Source organism: Rhizobium sp. CIAT894 (genome assembly GCF_000172795.2).
In the GTDB taxonomy this organism is placed as follows: domain Bacteria; phylum Pseudomonadota; class Alphaproteobacteria; order Rhizobiales; family Rhizobiaceae; genus Rhizobium.
This window is the reverse complement of the sequence record NZ_CP020952.1, coordinates 353,176-367,615: the sequence shown is the minus strand read 5'-3', so window position 1 is coordinate 367,615 and position 14,440 is coordinate 353,176. Positions and strand designations below refer to the sequence as shown.

At 61.3% G+C, this 14,440-nt stretch carries 15 protein-coding genes; 11 read left to right on the top strand and 4 right to left on the bottom strand.

What is annotated here, in order from left to right; translation table 11 throughout:
- Positions 1 to 15: 15 nt before the first annotated feature.
- The 9 genes from araD to RHEC894_RS30590 all read left to right on the top strand — a co-directional run bounded on the left by araD (position 16) and on the right by RHEC894_RS30590 (position 5,904).
- Positions 16 to 1,752: an L-arabinonate dehydratase gene (gene araD / locus RHEC894_RS30630; protein WP_085740393.1), complete on the top strand. Its 1,737-nt coding sequence runs from the start codon at positions 16 to 18 to the stop codon at positions 1,750 to 1,752.
- A 62-nt stretch (positions 1,753 to 1,814) separates the two neighbouring features.
- Entirely contained in the window at positions 1,815 to 2,525 is a 711-nt protein-coding gene (locus RHEC894_RS30625; protein WP_085740392.1) for a ribonuclease activity regulator RraA, read from the top strand.
- Positions 2,526 to 2,786: 261 nt separating this feature from the next.
- Complete coding sequence (locus tag RHEC894_RS30620) at positions 2,787 to 3,077, top strand: hypothetical protein (protein ID WP_085740391.1); 291 nt, start codon at positions 2,787 to 2,789, stop codon at positions 3,075 to 3,077.
- 52 nt (positions 3,078 to 3,129) lie between these two features.
- Complete coding sequence (locus RHEC894_RS30615; RefSeq protein ID WP_010069241.1) at positions 3,130 to 3,537, top strand: hypothetical protein; 408 nt, start codon at positions 3,130 to 3,132, stop codon at positions 3,535 to 3,537.
- Between the two features lie 67 nt (positions 3,538 to 3,604).
- Positions 3,605 to 3,853: a hypothetical protein gene (locus RHEC894_RS30610; RefSeq protein WP_010069242.1), complete on the top strand. Its 249-nt coding sequence runs from the start codon at positions 3,605 to 3,607 to the stop codon at positions 3,851 to 3,853.
- A gap of 339 nt (positions 3,854 to 4,192) precedes the next feature.
- A complete protein-coding gene (locus RHEC894_RS30605; RefSeq protein ID WP_010069243.1) occupies positions 4,193 to 4,423 on the top strand; it encodes a hypothetical protein in 231 nt (76 codons plus the stop codon).
- A 132-nt stretch (positions 4,424 to 4,555) separates the two neighbouring features.
- On the top strand, positions 4,556 to 4,816 hold the full coding sequence (locus RHEC894_RS30600) for a hypothetical protein (protein ID WP_085740649.1): 261 nt from the start codon (positions 4,556 to 4,558) through the stop codon (positions 4,814 to 4,816).
- Between the two features lie 171 nt (positions 4,817 to 4,987).
- Complete coding sequence (locus RHEC894_RS30595; protein ID WP_085740390.1) at positions 4,988 to 5,497, top strand: hypothetical protein; 510 nt, start codon at positions 4,988 to 4,990, stop codon at positions 5,495 to 5,497.
- Between the two features lie 155 nt (positions 5,498 to 5,652).
- Positions 5,653 to 5,904, top strand: a complete 252-nt coding sequence (locus RHEC894_RS30590) for a hypothetical protein (RefSeq protein WP_010069246.1) — start codon at positions 5,653 to 5,655, stop codon at positions 5,902 to 5,904.
- Between the two features lie 48 nt (positions 5,905 to 5,952).
- Here the strand turns inward: RHEC894_RS30590 and RHEC894_RS30585 are convergent, their stop codons facing one another.
- Together RHEC894_RS30585 and RHEC894_RS30580 are read right to left on the bottom strand one after the other, a co-directional pair.
- Positions 5,953 to 8,457: a methyl-accepting chemotaxis protein gene (locus RHEC894_RS30585; protein ID WP_085740389.1), complete on the bottom strand. Its 2,505-nt coding sequence runs from the start codon at positions 8,455 to 8,457 to the stop codon at positions 5,953 to 5,955.
- A 197-nt stretch (positions 8,458 to 8,654) separates the two neighbouring features.
- On the bottom strand, positions 8,655 to 9,383 hold the full coding sequence (locus RHEC894_RS30580) for an endonuclease/exonuclease/phosphatase family protein (RefSeq protein ID WP_010068476.1): 729 nt from the start codon (positions 9,381 to 9,383) through the stop codon (positions 8,655 to 8,657).
- 180 nt (positions 9,384 to 9,563) lie between these two features.
- Between RHEC894_RS30580 and RHEC894_RS30575 the strand changes: the two genes are divergently transcribed.
- Positions 9,564 to 10,526: a lysylphosphatidylglycerol synthase domain-containing protein gene (locus RHEC894_RS30575; protein WP_085740388.1), complete on the top strand. Its 963-nt coding sequence runs from the start codon at positions 9,564 to 9,566 to the stop codon at positions 10,524 to 10,526.
- Here RHEC894_RS30575 and RHEC894_RS30570 read toward each other — a convergent pair.
- Positions 10,473 to 11,984, bottom strand: a complete 1,512-nt coding sequence (locus tag RHEC894_RS30570) for a phospholipase D-like domain-containing protein (protein ID WP_085740387.1) — start codon at positions 11,982 to 11,984, stop codon at positions 10,473 to 10,475. The two genes, RHEC894_RS30575 and RHEC894_RS30570, sit on opposite strands and share 54 nt — an antisense overlap.
- Before the next feature lie 109 nt (positions 11,985 to 12,093).
- Between RHEC894_RS30570 and RHEC894_RS30565 the strand changes: the two genes are divergently transcribed.
- On the top strand, positions 12,094 to 13,341 hold the full coding sequence (locus RHEC894_RS30565; RefSeq protein WP_085740386.1) for a DUF763 domain-containing protein: 1,248 nt from the start codon (positions 12,094 to 12,096) through the stop codon (positions 13,339 to 13,341).
- A gap of 70 nt (positions 13,342 to 13,411) precedes the next feature.
- Here the strand turns inward: RHEC894_RS30565 and RHEC894_RS30560 are convergent, their stop codons facing one another.
- Positions 13,412 to 14,404 carry a DUF4105 domain-containing protein gene (locus RHEC894_RS30560; RefSeq protein ID WP_085740385.1) on the bottom strand — a complete coding sequence of 331 codons (993 nt, stop codon included), beginning with the start codon at positions 14,402 to 14,404 and terminating at the stop codon, positions 13,412 to 13,414.
- Between the last annotated feature and the right edge of the window lie 36 nt (positions 14,405 to 14,440).

Here is a 14,440-nt window from a genome sequence, read left to right as displayed (position 1 = left end):
AGTTGGGAGAGAGCCGTGGCCGCTGGGAAAACTTACGAGCAATTGCGGTCGGCCCGATGGATGCTGCCGGATGATCAGCGCTCGTTCGGTCACCGGTCGCGGACCATGCAGATGGGGTATGCACCGGAGGATTGGCAGGGAAAGCCGATCATCGCCGTCATCAACACCTGGTCCGATGCCCAGCCCTGCCACATGCATTTCCGCGAGCGCGCCGAATGGGTGAAGCGGGGAATTCTTCAGTCGGGCGGATTCCCCATGGAACTGCCGGCCCTTTCCCTTTCCGAAAACTTCGTCAAGCCGACCACAATGCTCTATCGCAATATGCTGGCGATGGAGACCGAGGAGCTGTTACGGAGCCATCCTGTCGACGGTGCCGTTCTGATGGGGGGCTGCGACAAGACCACGCCGGGTCTTGTCATGGGCGCCGTCAGCATGGGCATTCCCTTTGTCTATCTGCCTGCCGGTCCGATGCTTCGCGGCAATTATGCCGGCAAGACGCTGGGCTCCGGGACTGACGGCTTCAAATATTGGGATGAGCGGCGCGCCGGCACGATCACCAAGGAGGAGTGGCAGGGCATCGAAGGCGGGATTGCCCGCAGCTACGGCCATTGCATGACCATGGGCACGGCGTCGACGATGACGGCGATCGCCGAGGCTATGGGATTGACGCTGCCGGGCGCGTCCTCGATTCCCGCAGCCGACGCCAACCACCAGCGCATGTCGGCGGCCTGCGGGCGGCGGATCGTCGATATGGTATGGGAGGATCTGACGCCGGACCGGATCATTACGCGGGCGGCGGTCGACAATGCCGTCACGGTCGCCATGGCGACCGGCTGCTCCACCAATGCGATCATTCACGTGATCGCCATGGCGCGGCGCGCCGGCGTCCCGCTGGAACTCGACGACCTCGATCGCATCGGTCGCACGACGCCGGTTCTTGCCAACATCCGGCCTTCCGGTTCGACCTACCTGATGGAGGATTTCTTTTATGCGGGCGGCTTGCGTGCGCTGATGAAACAACTCGGCGAAAAGCTGGATCCAACCGCGATTACCGTCACGGGAAAACCGCTGGTGGACGGTCTCGACCAGGTGAAGATCTACAATGACGACGTTATCCGGCCATTGTCGAACCCGGTCTATCACGAAGGTTCGCTCGCGGTGCTCAAGGGGAACCTGTGTCCCGATGGCGCGGTCATCAAACCCGCGGCCTGCGATCCAAAATTCCATCGCCATTGCGGCCCGGCGCTGGTCGCCGACAACTATGCCGAGATGAAGAAGATCATCGACGATCCCGATTATCCGCTGACGCCGGACACCGTGCTCGTATTGCGCAACGCCGGCCCGCAGGGCGGCCCGGGCATGCCGGAATGGGGCATGATCCCGATGCCGAAGGCGCTGTTGAAGCTTGGCCTGCGCGACATGGTACGCATCTCGGATGCCCGCATGTCCGGAACCAGTTTCGGCGCCTGCGTGCTGCACGTCGCGCCGGAATCTTACATCGGCGGCCCTCTGGCATTGCTGAGAACCGGGGACATGGTCGAACTCGATATTCCCACGCGCAGCCTCAATATGCTGGTTTCCGAAGAGGAGATCGCAGCGCGGCGGGCCGCCTGGGTGGCGCCCAAGCGGCACTATGAGCGCGGTTACGGCTTCATGTTCTCCAGCCATATCGAGCAGGCCGACAAAGGCTGCGACTTCGATTTCCTGACGACGGAATTCGGCGGCAAGACGCCTGAACCGGCCATCAACTGAGGCGCCACGATGTTTGATCCCAATCGGTTTCGGCGCTTGAATTTGAATGAGGAGAAGGAATTATGAACCCCGCAACCCGCGAAAAGCTGATGGGTGTCTCCGTCGCGACGCTCTGTTCGGCGTTGTTCAAGCGCGGCCTGAGAAACCAGACGGTGCAGGATGTCCGGCCGGTGCAACCGAAGGGCCGCAATATGGTCGGGCCAGCCTTCACGCTGCGTTACATGCCGGCGCGCGAGGACCGCAACGCCATGAGCGTCTTTCGCAACCCGAAACATCCGCAACGGCTTGCCATCGAGACCTGTCCCGAAGGCCATGTTCTGGTGATGGACAGCCGCAAGGATCCGCGCGCCGCCTCCGCCGGCGACATACTGATTACCCGCCTGATGATGCGAGGCGGCGCCGGCGTCGTCACCGACGGCGGCTTCCGCGACGCCATGACCATCGGCGGTCTTGATATACCCGCCTATCACCATCGTCCCTCCAGCCCGACCAATCTCACGCTCCACGAGGCGATCGACATCAATGTGCCGATCGGATGCGGGGATGTCGCGGTCTTCCCGGGCGACATCATGGTTGGCGACGACGACAGCGTAATCGTTATTCCGGCTGAGATTGCCGACGAGATCGCTGACGAAGCGGTCGATATGACCGCTTACGAGGATTTCGTCACCGAGCGCGTCAAGCAAGGACATACGATCATTGGTCTCTATCCGGCCACCGACGAAAGCAATCTGGCGCTCTTTGCAGACTGGCGGAAGGTGAACGGCCGCTAAAGCGGCGTATCGGCGGTCAGCTAACGCGACAGAAGGGCTTTGGGCTCGGGCTGAATTGCCGGGGTAGGGGGCTGTTCGGCAAGGGCGAGCAAACGCCCCGCCCGACGCCTCTTTGCCGGTCGAACGACGCGATCGCGCGGTTGTTCCGGTTGCGGGCGATCTGTTCCGGTTTTCAGCCGAATTCTGGAACAATATCTGCCGTCCCCTGTTACACTGGCGATAAAATCAGTGACGCGTAAAGAGCGAAGCCGGGAGGGGTCGATGAAGCAGAGCATGGGATTGGGGCTGGTTTTTGCCGTTGCATTGATGGGCTGCACGACTGGCTCAGGCAATTACTCGTCGGCGGGGCTGGCCCCTATTCCGGGCAGCATTACCTATAATGGTCAGCCGCGCGCAAAGCTGACGAAATCGCCTGCCGGTTCTTCCTTCCCGCACAGCTTTACAGATCAGTGGGGGCGCGAGGTCGAGGAAATTTACATCATCCGGCCCGACCGGAGCTTGCTCATCGCCGAGCGCCACTACCGGCCGATCTTCTCGCTCGACGACCACTAGAGCAAAAGTGCGGAAGCGATTTTGCGCGCCGCCCTGAGAAGGAGAATTGATCATGCCGCGACGCAGGAATTCTCAGACGACGATGCTCGACACCAAAGGAGCGAGGATAGGCGAGCCGGTCCCGAAGGCTGTCATTGATACCGCCACCGCCTCTGTCGGCATTCCCCGGCAGCCTGACCACGGTCTCCAGGAGGAGCTGAACACGCTGCGACAGCAAATCGACGCGCTCCGGCAGCAGTTCCTCGATGGCGCCCGATTGGTAAAGGGCGGTGCCGGGAAGGCAATGCGTCAGACAGAAGCGGCGGTGAAGCGTTATCCGGCCTCGACGCTTCTCCTCGCTGCGGCGGCTGCGGCTGCGGCTGCGTTCGTCTTCGCCGCGCGCCGCGCCTCCCTGCCGCGCCATCAACCGGCGTTGCGCGATCTGAGGGAACTTTACGACACCATCCGGGAGCGCATCTGACAAGATTTCGGGATTGTCAGCATGCCTGTTATGCCCGACACTTGATCATCCAAGCGAGGGCAACTGCATGCTCGACATCATCATACGAGACGCTCTTGATATTGTTGGGCGTACGGAGCGCCTGATCGAGGCAAGCCGGCGGCTGCTGGACAGTAAGAGCCTTGGCGAAGTTGAGATGTACGAGCTCGATTACGAGATCGAACGGCTCGGGGATGCGGTTTTCGTCGTGGATGAAGCCATTCGGTCGCTTGCACGTGCCGTCGAATGCTGGCCGCAGACCGCCCCGGTCCACAGGACGGCGAGAAGATTGCATTGATGAACGGCCGCCGCCTCTAAGTGGTTTAGGCAGCAGCCTGGTCATCCGCTTCCAGGGAACTGACACTGCACGAAGCCGTTCTGGACGGGTTTTCGAGCCGCGATCCGCGTGTCACGCCGATGTCACGCGACCATTGAAACAATATGTGCTTGATCGGTATCGTTGGGGTTCAGCCGAGGTCTTGCAGGCCGCCGGCCCGATTGCCGGAGCTGGCGGCTCTGTTGTTCGATCGATTTTCCAGTGGAGACACGCGATGAGGGATATGCTGGCTAATATCATGCTCGTCCCGAGCTGGGGACAGCCGGGTCAATCCTGCTATTATTTCGGTGGGGCATCACGATGACCTCGAAGACCTCTGGGCGAAAATCTCAGCCCCACGAATTCATCTTTCCGGTTCACACGCGCACGATCGCACAAATCAGGTACGATAGCCTCAGCAAAGTTATGACGGTGGTCTATCACGACGGCCGCTCGATAACGACGACCGGCATACAAGGCCCAGCGATGTTGAGGATTCTTGCCCAGCGTCCGCTCGAGCGCTCACCGTTTCTGTTGCAGACCGTCATTTGAGGCGGGAATCGGCGCCGGCCCTTGTCTGCGTCGCGTGGACAAGGCATCCGTTCATGAAATCGGCGTGATCGTGCATCCATTTCCCCCAGCCTGCGTTCATCTCCAACAGCCCGAGCCATGGAGGGAATGCCGATGACCTTTCCACCACCGAAAACCGAAGCTCCCGTGCCGCGCTTCGAAGAGGCAACCATTGCCGCGCGCGACGCTCTGGAAAGGCTGATCGCAGCCGCCAATGAAGCCGGATGGGCAACGGGAGAGATAACCGCGGCAATCCTTAAGGCTGCGCAGTTTCTGAGTGATGCCAACAAGAAAGATCCCGATCCGGCTGAGGATCCTGTGAGCAGCGACACTGCCAGGCAGGAGCAGATCGGTCACGGCGAGCTCTACGATTAGAGCAGTGCAAGGGAAGCCGCGACGCGGCGGCGACTTGCCCATCTCGAAGACGTGCTGGCCGGCGATGATGATCGGTGCAACGGTGACGCTGGCCCTGTTGGCGTCGGCGGCCGGATGCATCCTTTTGAGCCGTCGAGCGTTCTATCGCCAGGAAATAGCTGGAGATGCATCATGTTCAAGGACGAACTCGGCGATATCGGTACAGACGAGGGTATGCGCGACAATGTCGGCACCGCACCGGCCGCCTACGGAGAGGCGAAGGCCAATCCCCATCTGATCAGGCCTGAGGGTTTCGCGAGCGAGGCCGAATATCGGGCATATATTGCGACGCTCGGCGGTCATGTTCCGGCTGAAGATCTCGCCGATACCACTCTCCCGGCCCCCGACCACCATGCGCTGGAAAGCCGTCTGCAAGACTTGAGGGAAGAACTCGAAAACCTCCGTGCTCGCCTTCACGTGATCAAGCGTCAGGCGGAAACCGTGGTTGCGGAGAACCTCCGGTGGGCCGATGCAAGCGCGCATGCACAGCTCGGCACGCAGCCCTGGCTCAAGCTGGCCGGCGCAATGGCGGCAACGTTCGTCGTCACGAAGGGCATCAGGCGGCTACCTCTGGGCACTCTGGCGACGGCGGCGATGCCCCTGGTCGCTGCCGCGATGAATCGGAAGTTCGCCAGAGGATGATGCCGGAAGACGTGTGGGTTCCTCCGACGAGATCGGGCCTCGATCGTCGATTTGCATCCCGGATACTCGGCTGTCAGGTCTCGAACCGTAATGAAGCGGGCGCCATCTTCTCGCCGAAATATTAGTGGCACCTTATTTTCGAAAGGGAGACGAACATGGCTGGACATGACGATCGCTACATCGAGATTACCACGCGTCTGCGCTCGGTACGGTCGTTCTGCGACTTTCTTTCGCAGGGCGCTACGGTCTGCGTTGGCTTATCGGACGGCGCGCCCTATAAGGACGTCACCGCCGTTCTCCTGGAACGAAACCGCAGGGAAGCGGAGGTGCTCGACCGCATGCGCAGGCGTCTCTATCCGGAGTTCGCGGACGAAGAGGTAATGCCGCCGCTCTACAGCCGTCACTGACCTGCGCCGCGCATCGTGGGCCTATGCGATGCGGAGCAGCAGACCTCTCTATGCTGCGGCTACGCGTTGTATGTCCGTTTCATCCAGTTGGAACTGGTCGATGAGCTGCAGGAGCGTTCTCGTCTCGTCGGCAAGTTCCTTCGTCGCCGCGCTGGTTTCCTCGACCATGGCAGCATTCTGCTGCGTCATCTGGTCCATCCGGTTCACCGAGGAATTGACTTCGTGCAGGGCGTTGTATTGCTCCCTGCTCGAGCGGGCAATGACGTCCATCTGCTCGGATGCGGTGACCACTTTTGCGGAAATATTTTCGAGGACTTCACTCGTTTCGCGCACCACACGCGCGCCATTGGTAATCTCGGCCCGCGAGCGCCCGATCAGCTGCTTGATCCGTTGGCCGGCTTCGGCGGAGCGCTGAGCGAGATCGCGGACTTCCTGAGCCACGACCGCAAAACCCTTTCCAGCCTCGCCGGCGCGGGCCGCTTCGATGCCGGCGTTGAGCGCGAGCAGGTTCGTCTGGAATGCGATCTCATCGATGACGCCGATGATCTGCACGATCTCGTCGGAAGCCGCTTCGATCTTGCCCATCGCGTCGATTGCGCTGGCGACCACCTCGGATGAGGAATCGGCCGTCTCTTTGGTATCGGTGATGATCTGGCGGGCATCGTCGGCGCACAGCGCGGAAGAGCGAACCGTGGTGGTGATCTCCTCTATGGCCGCGGCGATCTCTTCCAGTGCGACGGCCTGCTGTTCGGTGCGTTTTGCGAGGTTGCCTGCGGCCAGATCCATCTGGCCGGCATTTCCTTCGATCATGCGGGTATTGGTGCGGATCTGGTCGATCGTTTCCTGCAGGCGAAGCAGCGACGAATTGAAATCGTTGCGAAGCTGCTCCAACCGCCCGAAGAAGGGTGTTGCGATGGTCTGCGAAATATCGCCCCGCGCCAGACGCCCGAGACCTTCGGCCAGCGCCGTGACCGCAAAGTCGATCTGCTGCTCGACCACGCGTTTTTCTTCGTCGTTGCGATGCCTTTCCTCTTCGGCCCTTGTCCGTTCGATCTCGCTGCGTTCCTCGATCTCGACCTTGGCGATGGCATTATTCTTGAAGACCCCGAGCGCACGGGCCATGTCGCCGATTTCATCGGCTCTGTTATCACCGACGATCGAGGTTTCGAGCTTGCCGTCGGCGAGCCGCCGCATGGCCGAGGTGATCTGGTTGATCGGGCCTTTGAGCGTGACGGTCAGACCTATGCCGGCGAGGACTGCGATCACCACGCCGAGGATCGTCGTTCCGAGAGACATGGAATTGGCGTCGGTGCGTTCTGCGGCCGCGTTCTGCCGCTGCATTTCGGCGAAGGCCGTCAGTTGGGACCACATGCCGTCCACATCGGCGGCTGCGGCGCGGAATTCGTCCTGGCGCTGCGCGCTGACGCGGACGAGGTCGGCGGCGGCCTGCTGCATCTTGTCCAGTGCCGGCAGGAGTTTAGGCTTGAGATTGTCGAATTGTGCAACGCCGCCGGCATTGGAAATCAGCATGTCCAGCCCCTTCCTGACGGCTGTGATTTCCTGCGACAGTCTCTGGAGATTGGCATCGGTCGGCGCCAGCGTCAGTTTCGCCATGACGATCTGGATCACGTAAGCCGAGGTCGTCAGCTTCTGGCCGTCTCTCTGACTGGTTTTGGCGCGCTCGACCGATTTGGCGGTCTCGGCCGCCTTGTCCGTTACCGTCTTCAGCCGCCGTGCGGCGACCGCCTGCAATTCCGGCAGCCTGGCGACGATCTGGCCCGTCGCGTCCTTGAGGCCGGCTGCGCGCTCCTCGGTCTGGCCGGTGGCTTCGACCAGCGGCTTCAACGAGGCAATGGCATCGTCGATCGCCTTTTTGGCCTCCGGCGCCTCGCCGCCAAGCGCCATTGCGACGATGCGCTGCTGCCGGCCAAGTTCCTCCATGTCGGAACCGCCGATCGGGCCGGCGGCTTGAGCCTTGTCGTTCAATGACTGGGCGAAAGAGGCGAAGTCCGATATGCGCTGTGCGTCGCCCAGCGTATTGCGGGCTTCATCTTCCTTCATGTCGGCAGCACGCTGGAGAACCTTGGAGCCTTCGACAATATCGGTCTGGGCGGAGACAACGACGCTCTGCGCCTTCTGGAGATCGGCGAGGAGGGCGGTCCGGCTCTCCTGAAGCTGCCACAGCGAGTCCATGCGTACGGAAATTCCGTCGATGGAAGAGAGTGTCTGTTCCAGTTCCTGCTGGCCGCTGCGATCCGCGGCAAGCCGGTCGAGGCCGGATTTCAAAAGGCCGCGTTGATCGCCAAGCTTTGCAGTGACAAGGTCCCGGTTTTCCTGCGTGGCATTGGCCAGGAACTCCGCCATCGCAGCGGATAGATCGCGAAAGCCGCTTAAGGACTGGAGGACGGAGTTGGAAATATCCATCCGCCCCTGAAGCAGGCTCGAAGCATAAAGGCCCGTCGCACCCACGGCCATGATGCTCAAGATGAACGGAACGATGAATACCATCACCTGCGTCTGGATGCGCACACGTGACAACAGCCTGCCCAACATCAACCTTCCTCCCAGAAGAACCGTCGATTTCGAGTGAAGTCCGGAACCGCTCGAACCGACTACTATCCCCGCTCAGACGCCGGCGGAATGAATATTCCATATCATAAAATTTGTGAAATATTCGTTTCAATGTCGTTGTAGGCTCTGGTGAATGTCGTTTTTTAGGCGGATCTGAGAGCCGGCAGGACATCGGCCGATCAGGCGAAGCCGATTTCAGCAAGCAGGGGGAGGTGATCGGACGCCACTCTCGTCAGCCGGCTTTCCATGACCGCCGATCTTTTGACGACGAGATCGTCGGTGACGAAGATATGGTCGATGCGCATCAGTGGGTAGCGGGCGGGAAAGGTCGCTCTCGCCGCGGTGCTGCCTGCGAGTTGGGCGTCCTTCAATGACCGTGCAGCCAGCCGATAAGTCGCCGATGCCGGAATGGCATTAAAGTCGCCGCAGAGGATCGCGGGAAGGGATTCGCCCACGCTCCCATGCAGCCAGCCGGCGTTCAACAGCGTCGTCATCTGCCGGATGCGCTCGCGCCCTCGAAGGCCGAGATGGGTATTGACGACGAGCAGCTTCCTGTCGCCAACCAGGACTTCGACGGAAAGCGCGCCGCGCTGCTCGCCGATGGATGGCAGCGGACCGGCCTTCACCGCGCCTGTCGGCAGCGCGGTGATGATCGCATCGCCATACTGCTCTTCGGCAATCGACAATGCCGGGTGGAAATGCGCCTGCATCTTCAGAGGCGAAGCGATTGCATGCGCCTGGTCGACGCCGCCGGTCCTGCGCCTTGAGACATCGACCTCCTGAAGTGCCACGATGTCGGCCTCCGCTTCGGCAATGACGGAGGCGATACGACCGGGATCGAGCTTCCGGTCGCTGCCGATGCAGCTGTGTACGTTATAGGTCAGGAGTTTGATCGATTTATCCGGCATGGACCTGCTGAAAGCTCGTTCGTCCCAACTCAGAACGCGTTTCCCGGGGAGAACAGCGAACTGTTCCTGCGGGGGAACACAGAACTCGTTTGATCGTTCCGGATAATCGAGCCTGGAGTGTCGCGCCTTCTTTCGGAGAACACGATGCGTTGGACTCTCACCTCGGAAATGGAATGATCGATGAGCTTGAAAAACATAATCTGGAATGGACTGCTCGTAGCCGCCTTTTGCCTTGCGATCTTTCTTCTCTACCGCATATTTCAACAGTACAGCCTGGAGCAGATCGTCAAGTCGGTTGGGAGCATCCCCCTTTCGAATTTCTGCATGGCGCTTCTCTTTGCTGCGGCATCCTATCTCTGCCTGAGCTGCTTCGATCTCCTGGCGATCCGTTCACTTGGCAAGTCCCTGCCTTACCGGAAGATCGCGCTGGCCTCGTTCATCAGCCTTTCGCTCGGCCACAATATCGGCTTTGCCGGGCTGAGCAGCGGCGCCTTCCGCTATCGATATTATTCCCGCTGGGGCCTGACGACGGAGGACGTAGCGAAGATCATCCTGTTTTGCGGTGTCACGGTGGGGCTCGGGCTCATCACGCTCGGCAGCCTTGCCCTGATCGTCAATCCCGAGGATGCAGCGCGTCTGCTGCGCCTCGACGCGGTAAGTGCTCGCCTCTTCGGCGCGATGGCGCTGATCGCTCCGGTCACCTATGCCGGCCTGGCGTCTTTTATCCGCGGCAAGCTGCGCCTATGGCGCTGGTCGTTTCAATTGCCACGATTTTCGATCGCGCTGGCGCAGATCGGAATCGGGACAATCAATTTCATGTTCGTTTCCGCCTGCCTGCACCAGATGCTCTCGGCCTTTGGCGACGTCGCCTTCTTCCGCTCGGTGACGGCTTACGTTCTCGCCAATTCGGCGATCCTTGCAACCCATGTGCCGGGCGGTCTCGGTGTGCTGGAAGCGACGGTCTCCTATGCCGTGCCGCAAGAGGCTTCGATCGGCGCGCTGATTGCGTTCCGTTGCACCTATTTCTTCATTCCGCTGGCGCTCGGCACAACGCTTCTTCTCATCACCGAGGTCGTCTTCCGGCGAGGCTCACGCCGGGCGGGCCAGCAGGCGGACGAGGGAGCCGAGGCCCAGTCGGTGTAGAGGGAGGAAGGGGCGAGCCGGGTCGAAGATCGCGGTGCCTGCGATCGGTGAAACACTGCCGGACGGTTCGACCGTGAATTCCCTCAAGCGGCGCGGCCCGTTACTCAACGCATCGATCGCCGCAATCATCGAGCCGCTTTCCCCAAAGGCCGCGGCAAAGGTTTCGCTGGTCGTTCCGAGATATTCGGCCAGCAGGCGGTTGCGCAGATCTGCGATAGCACGGTGATGCTCGTCGCAGGCCGCCTCGAACAGCATGTCGCATTCGCAATCCAGTCCTTCCGAGCGGTTGTTGAGATTGGAGGAGCCGATCCGGACCAACGCGTCATCGGCAAGTATCAGTTTGGAATGGATCAGGACCTCCACCTCGCTATCCTTTCCCGGCATGGGCACGGGGCCGGGCACGACGGGATAATAGACCCGCAGGCGATCTGCGCGATCAGCCCTCTTGAGGCGTCGGATGAGGCGGTCGCGGTTGCTGCCCATGACGAGTTTTTCGATCAGCCCGTGAGAGCTGCGCGTGCAGATGATGACCACTTCCGGCCCATCTTCTTCCCGCAGCCGCGCGGCAATGGCGTCGGCGACACGAAAGGAGGCGAGATATTGCGCCTCGATGTAAAGCTGGCGCCGCGCCCGGGAGATGATGTTCAATGTCGAGGCGATGCCGTCGCTGATGCCGGTTCGGAAGGTGGTCGACGGCTCCGTCAGCACCAAGCCGACCGGGATTTCTCGCAGTGAAACGGCTAGATCGTCCGGCCATGCGAACGGCGAGCCCTCGGCGAGCGGCAGGTGCTTTTCGCCGGTGGCTTTTTCCCAGCGTTGCCTGGCGATATCGCCGATCAGCCCGGCCGCGTCGCCCGTGACCATCGCCTGAACGTCATGCAGCGGATCGTAGGAAACGCCCTCGGGGTCGCACCGCAGCTTTTCCCTGGCGCGGTGGCGCCTTGTATCCCATCGCCGCGACGTCAGATCCATGCCGCCGATGAAGGACAGTGCATCGTCGATGCAGACGAGCTTTTGATGATGACAGCCTCGCAGGGCGCCCGGAAGATCGAAGCGCAGATCGATCCTGGCGTTCTTCGGGAAATTCTTCTTCCGAAGCACCTGCAGGGATTTGTCCGAATAGATCGGTCCGAGTGCCCAGATGAGGATACGTATTTCGAGTTCGGGATTGGCCGCCGCCGCCGCATGCAGCAGATCGGCCAATGTTTCGCCGGATTTTTCCGGTTCCAACAGAATGTCGGGATTGAAATCCCAGCCGACGATCCAGACAGTGCGCCGCGCCTGCCGTAATGCTCGCGCGACTTCGGCGAAATATCTGTCGCCGTTGATCAGAAAGGCGGCTTTTTCCGCGCGTCCTTGGAGCCGCAATGCCGTATTCCCCTCTTTTTGGCTTCCAGGATGTTGCGCTTTTGTTCGGGTCAGGTACGCTTGTTCGGATGTGGTTTCGAATGCGCTCATGTTTGCCTCGGCCGTTTGACTGAAAGCAAACGCCTGAAATTTCACACGGTTCCCGACGGCAGGAGGCTGCTATGCATAGCGTTCGGGCATAGAGGATATAGGAAACGAAATGTCACAACGAGCAGGCAGCGCCGATCTTCCGCTTCACGGAGGACGTGTGCCGCATTGGCTCGGCGACCGGATGACGCGGCTCGGCACGCTGATCACCGAGGCGATCATCCATCACTATGGCCGCGATGAATTCCTGCGCAGGCTCGCCCATCCCTTCTGGTTCCAGTCTTTCGGCGCCGTGATGGGCATGGACTGGCATTCCTCTGGCATTACGACGAGCGTTCTCGGCGCGCTGAAGCGCGGGCTGAAGCCGCGTGCCGGCGAACTCGGCCTACATGTCTGCGGTGGCCGCGGGGCGCAATCGCGCAAGACCCCGCAGGAACTCGTCTCGATCGGCGAGCGGGTCGGCCTCGACGGGGAGGGACTGGCGACGACGAGCCGTCTGATCGCCAAGGTCGACAGCGCCGCCCTTCAGGACGGCTTCGACCTTTATCTCCATGGCTTTATCGTCGCCGATGACGGCCATTGGGTGGTCGTGCAGCAGGGCATGAACGGCGACAGGCGGCAGGCCCGGCGTTATCACTGGTTGTCGGAGGGACTGGAGAGTTTCGTCGATTCGCCGCATGCGGCGATCGAGGGACGCAGCCAGGGCGAGATCGTCAATCTCGCCGACAGGCGCGCCGAGCGCTCGCGGCGCGGCCAGCTCGACCTGCTGGCAACGCTCGGTCCCGACAGGATCGTCCGCGAGGCCGCCGCACTGCTGCGCACCGAAGAGCCGGAGCCCGAGCCCGCCCGACAGCCGATGCTGCCGCACCTGATCATGCCCGCCCATCACGACGTGCGTGAGAGCGATGTGCATATGCGCCGGCTGCATGGAAATCTGGCCGCCGCCGTCGACCGCGGGCCGGCGGACTTCCAGGAACTGCTGCTCGTTCCCGGCGTCGGCGCCCGCACGGTGAGGGCGCTGGCGATGGTGGCGGAAGTCGTGCACGGCGCGCCCTGCCGTTTTTCCGATCCGGCACGCTTCTCAATCGCCCATGGCGGCAAGGACCGCCATCCTTTCCCGGTGCCGCTCAAGGTTTATGACGAGACGATCGGCGTGATGAAATCGGCGGTGCAGAAAGGCAGGCTCGGCCGGGAGGAAGAGCTGCAGGCGCTCAGGCGCCTGGATGAGCAATCTCGGCAGATGGAACGCTATGTCACCGGCCCCGATCTCAAGGAAATCATCGCCGGCGAATTCCGCCAATCCGCCGATTTCGGTGGCCGCAGCGTCTTCGGCTGGGAGCCGCCCAGGGGTGAGGATTAGGCCATGACGGCGAAAGTGTCAGCGATTTCCGGGCGCCCTCGATTGCAACTTTCGTGGGCCGATGCGCCGTTCAATCGAGCGGTGAAGGCACACCCTCACGGATCGCTTTCGAAAAATTCTCTGAGGTGCCGGCGCCTTTTGCCCGTGCGGCGATATGCGCCGCCGCTTTCAGCTCCTCAAACGGCCGCTTCATGTCGAGCGCATTCCGGTCATAGGCGAATTCCGGAAGATAACCGTTCACGATCAGCCGCCAATCGAACGGAAATGTAGCGCCGACGGCCCGCATCATTTTGGCGGCAGTCGTGGTGCAGTTGGTGGTGAGCGAGTTGTAGAAGCGCGGGTGTTCGGCGAGCGTGTTGGCATCGCTTACATATTGCAGGAGAAGCCGTGCGGCATTGGCCGGCGGAACGCGCATGCGAAAGAGTTGGACGTCCTCGCCGCGTATGTCGGATCGGACACGAATGACGTCGCTTTCGGCCGCCGCGATGATGACGAGGGGATTGCTTTTGAAGAGGTCGCCGATCGGAGAGAATTTACCCTCGGCTGTTCTCCGCACCTCGATCGACCATGCCAGGTATTGATCGTCATCGAACCCGAAACTCAGGATCATGTGCGCCATCTCAGGCCCGGCCCAATAGGACATGAACAAGTCGAGGCTTCTGAGCTTGTTCAGGTCGTAGGTGCGCGACTCCCATTTCTCCACAAAACCGCCATCCGGTTTCCAGGCGAAATTTCTGACATTGGTCAGCGTGAGGATGTTGCCGTCGACCGTGCCTGTCACTTGCCTCGCGACGTCTCCCGCCCAGTCGGCCGTCACCGGGGGCTTGATCGAGTTCCACCACAAGGCGATGCCTGCAAAACACAGGACGAAAGAAAGGATAATAAGGGGGCGCGGCTTCCAGGTGATGGAAATTACCGCGGCAACACCGACCAGCGCGAGGACTCCTGCCGCGACCTCTCGGATGGGCAGGGAAACCGGCAGGCGGTAGAATAGCGCGAGAGAGGCCCATATGGTCGCCAGCAGAAACGCTAAACCGAAGACAGCCTTTGCGGCCCGAAACATTATCCGAACGGGGAGGGGCGCTTGCCGCTGCCCGCA

Coding starts and splice junctions, on each gene's coding strand:
- RHEC894_RS30625 (WP_085740392.1), top strand. CDS start 1,815: ATGAACCCCGCAACCCGCGAAAAGCTGATGGGTGTCTCCGTCGCGACG.
- RHEC894_RS30560 (WP_085740385.1), bottom strand. CDS start 14,404: ATGTTTCGGGCCGCAAAGGCTGTCTTCGGTTTAGCGTTTCTGCTGGCG.
- RHEC894_RS30610 (WP_010069242.1), top strand. CDS start 3,605: ATGCTCGACATCATCATACGAGACGCTCTTGATATTGTTGGGCGTACG.
- RHEC894_RS30620 (WP_085740391.1), top strand. CDS start 2,787: ATGAAGCAGAGCATGGGATTGGGGCTGGTTTTTGCCGTTGCATTGATG.
- RHEC894_RS30565 (WP_085740386.1), top strand. CDS start 12,094: ATGTCACAACGAGCAGGCAGCGCCGATCTTCCGCTTCACGGAGGACGT.
- RHEC894_RS30580 (WP_010068476.1), bottom strand. CDS start 9,383: ATGCCGGATAAATCGATCAAACTCCTGACCTATAACGTACACAGCTGC.
- RHEC894_RS30615 (WP_010069241.1), top strand. CDS start 3,130: ATGCCGCGACGCAGGAATTCTCAGACGACGATGCTCGACACCAAAGGA.
- RHEC894_RS30590 (WP_010069246.1), top strand. CDS start 5,653: ATGGCTGGACATGACGATCGCTACATCGAGATTACCACGCGTCTGCGC.
- RHEC894_RS30575 (WP_085740388.1), top strand. CDS start 9,564: ATGAGCTTGAAAAACATAATCTGGAATGGACTGCTCGTAGCCGCCTTT.
- RHEC894_RS30600 (WP_085740649.1), top strand. CDS start 4,556: ATGACCTTTCCACCACCGAAAACCGAAGCTCCCGTGCCGCGCTTCGAA.
- RHEC894_RS30605 (WP_010069243.1), top strand. CDS start 4,193: ATGACCTCGAAGACCTCTGGGCGAAAATCTCAGCCCCACGAATTCATC.
- RHEC894_RS30570 (WP_085740387.1), bottom strand. CDS start 11,984: ATGAGCGCATTCGAAACCACATCCGAACAAGCGTACCTGACCCGAACA.
- RHEC894_RS30595 (WP_085740390.1), top strand. CDS start 4,988: ATGTTCAAGGACGAACTCGGCGATATCGGTACAGACGAGGGTATGCGC.
- RHEC894_RS30585 (WP_085740389.1), bottom strand. CDS start 8,457: ATGTTGGGCAGGCTGTTGTCACGTGTGCGCATCCAGACGCAGGTGATG.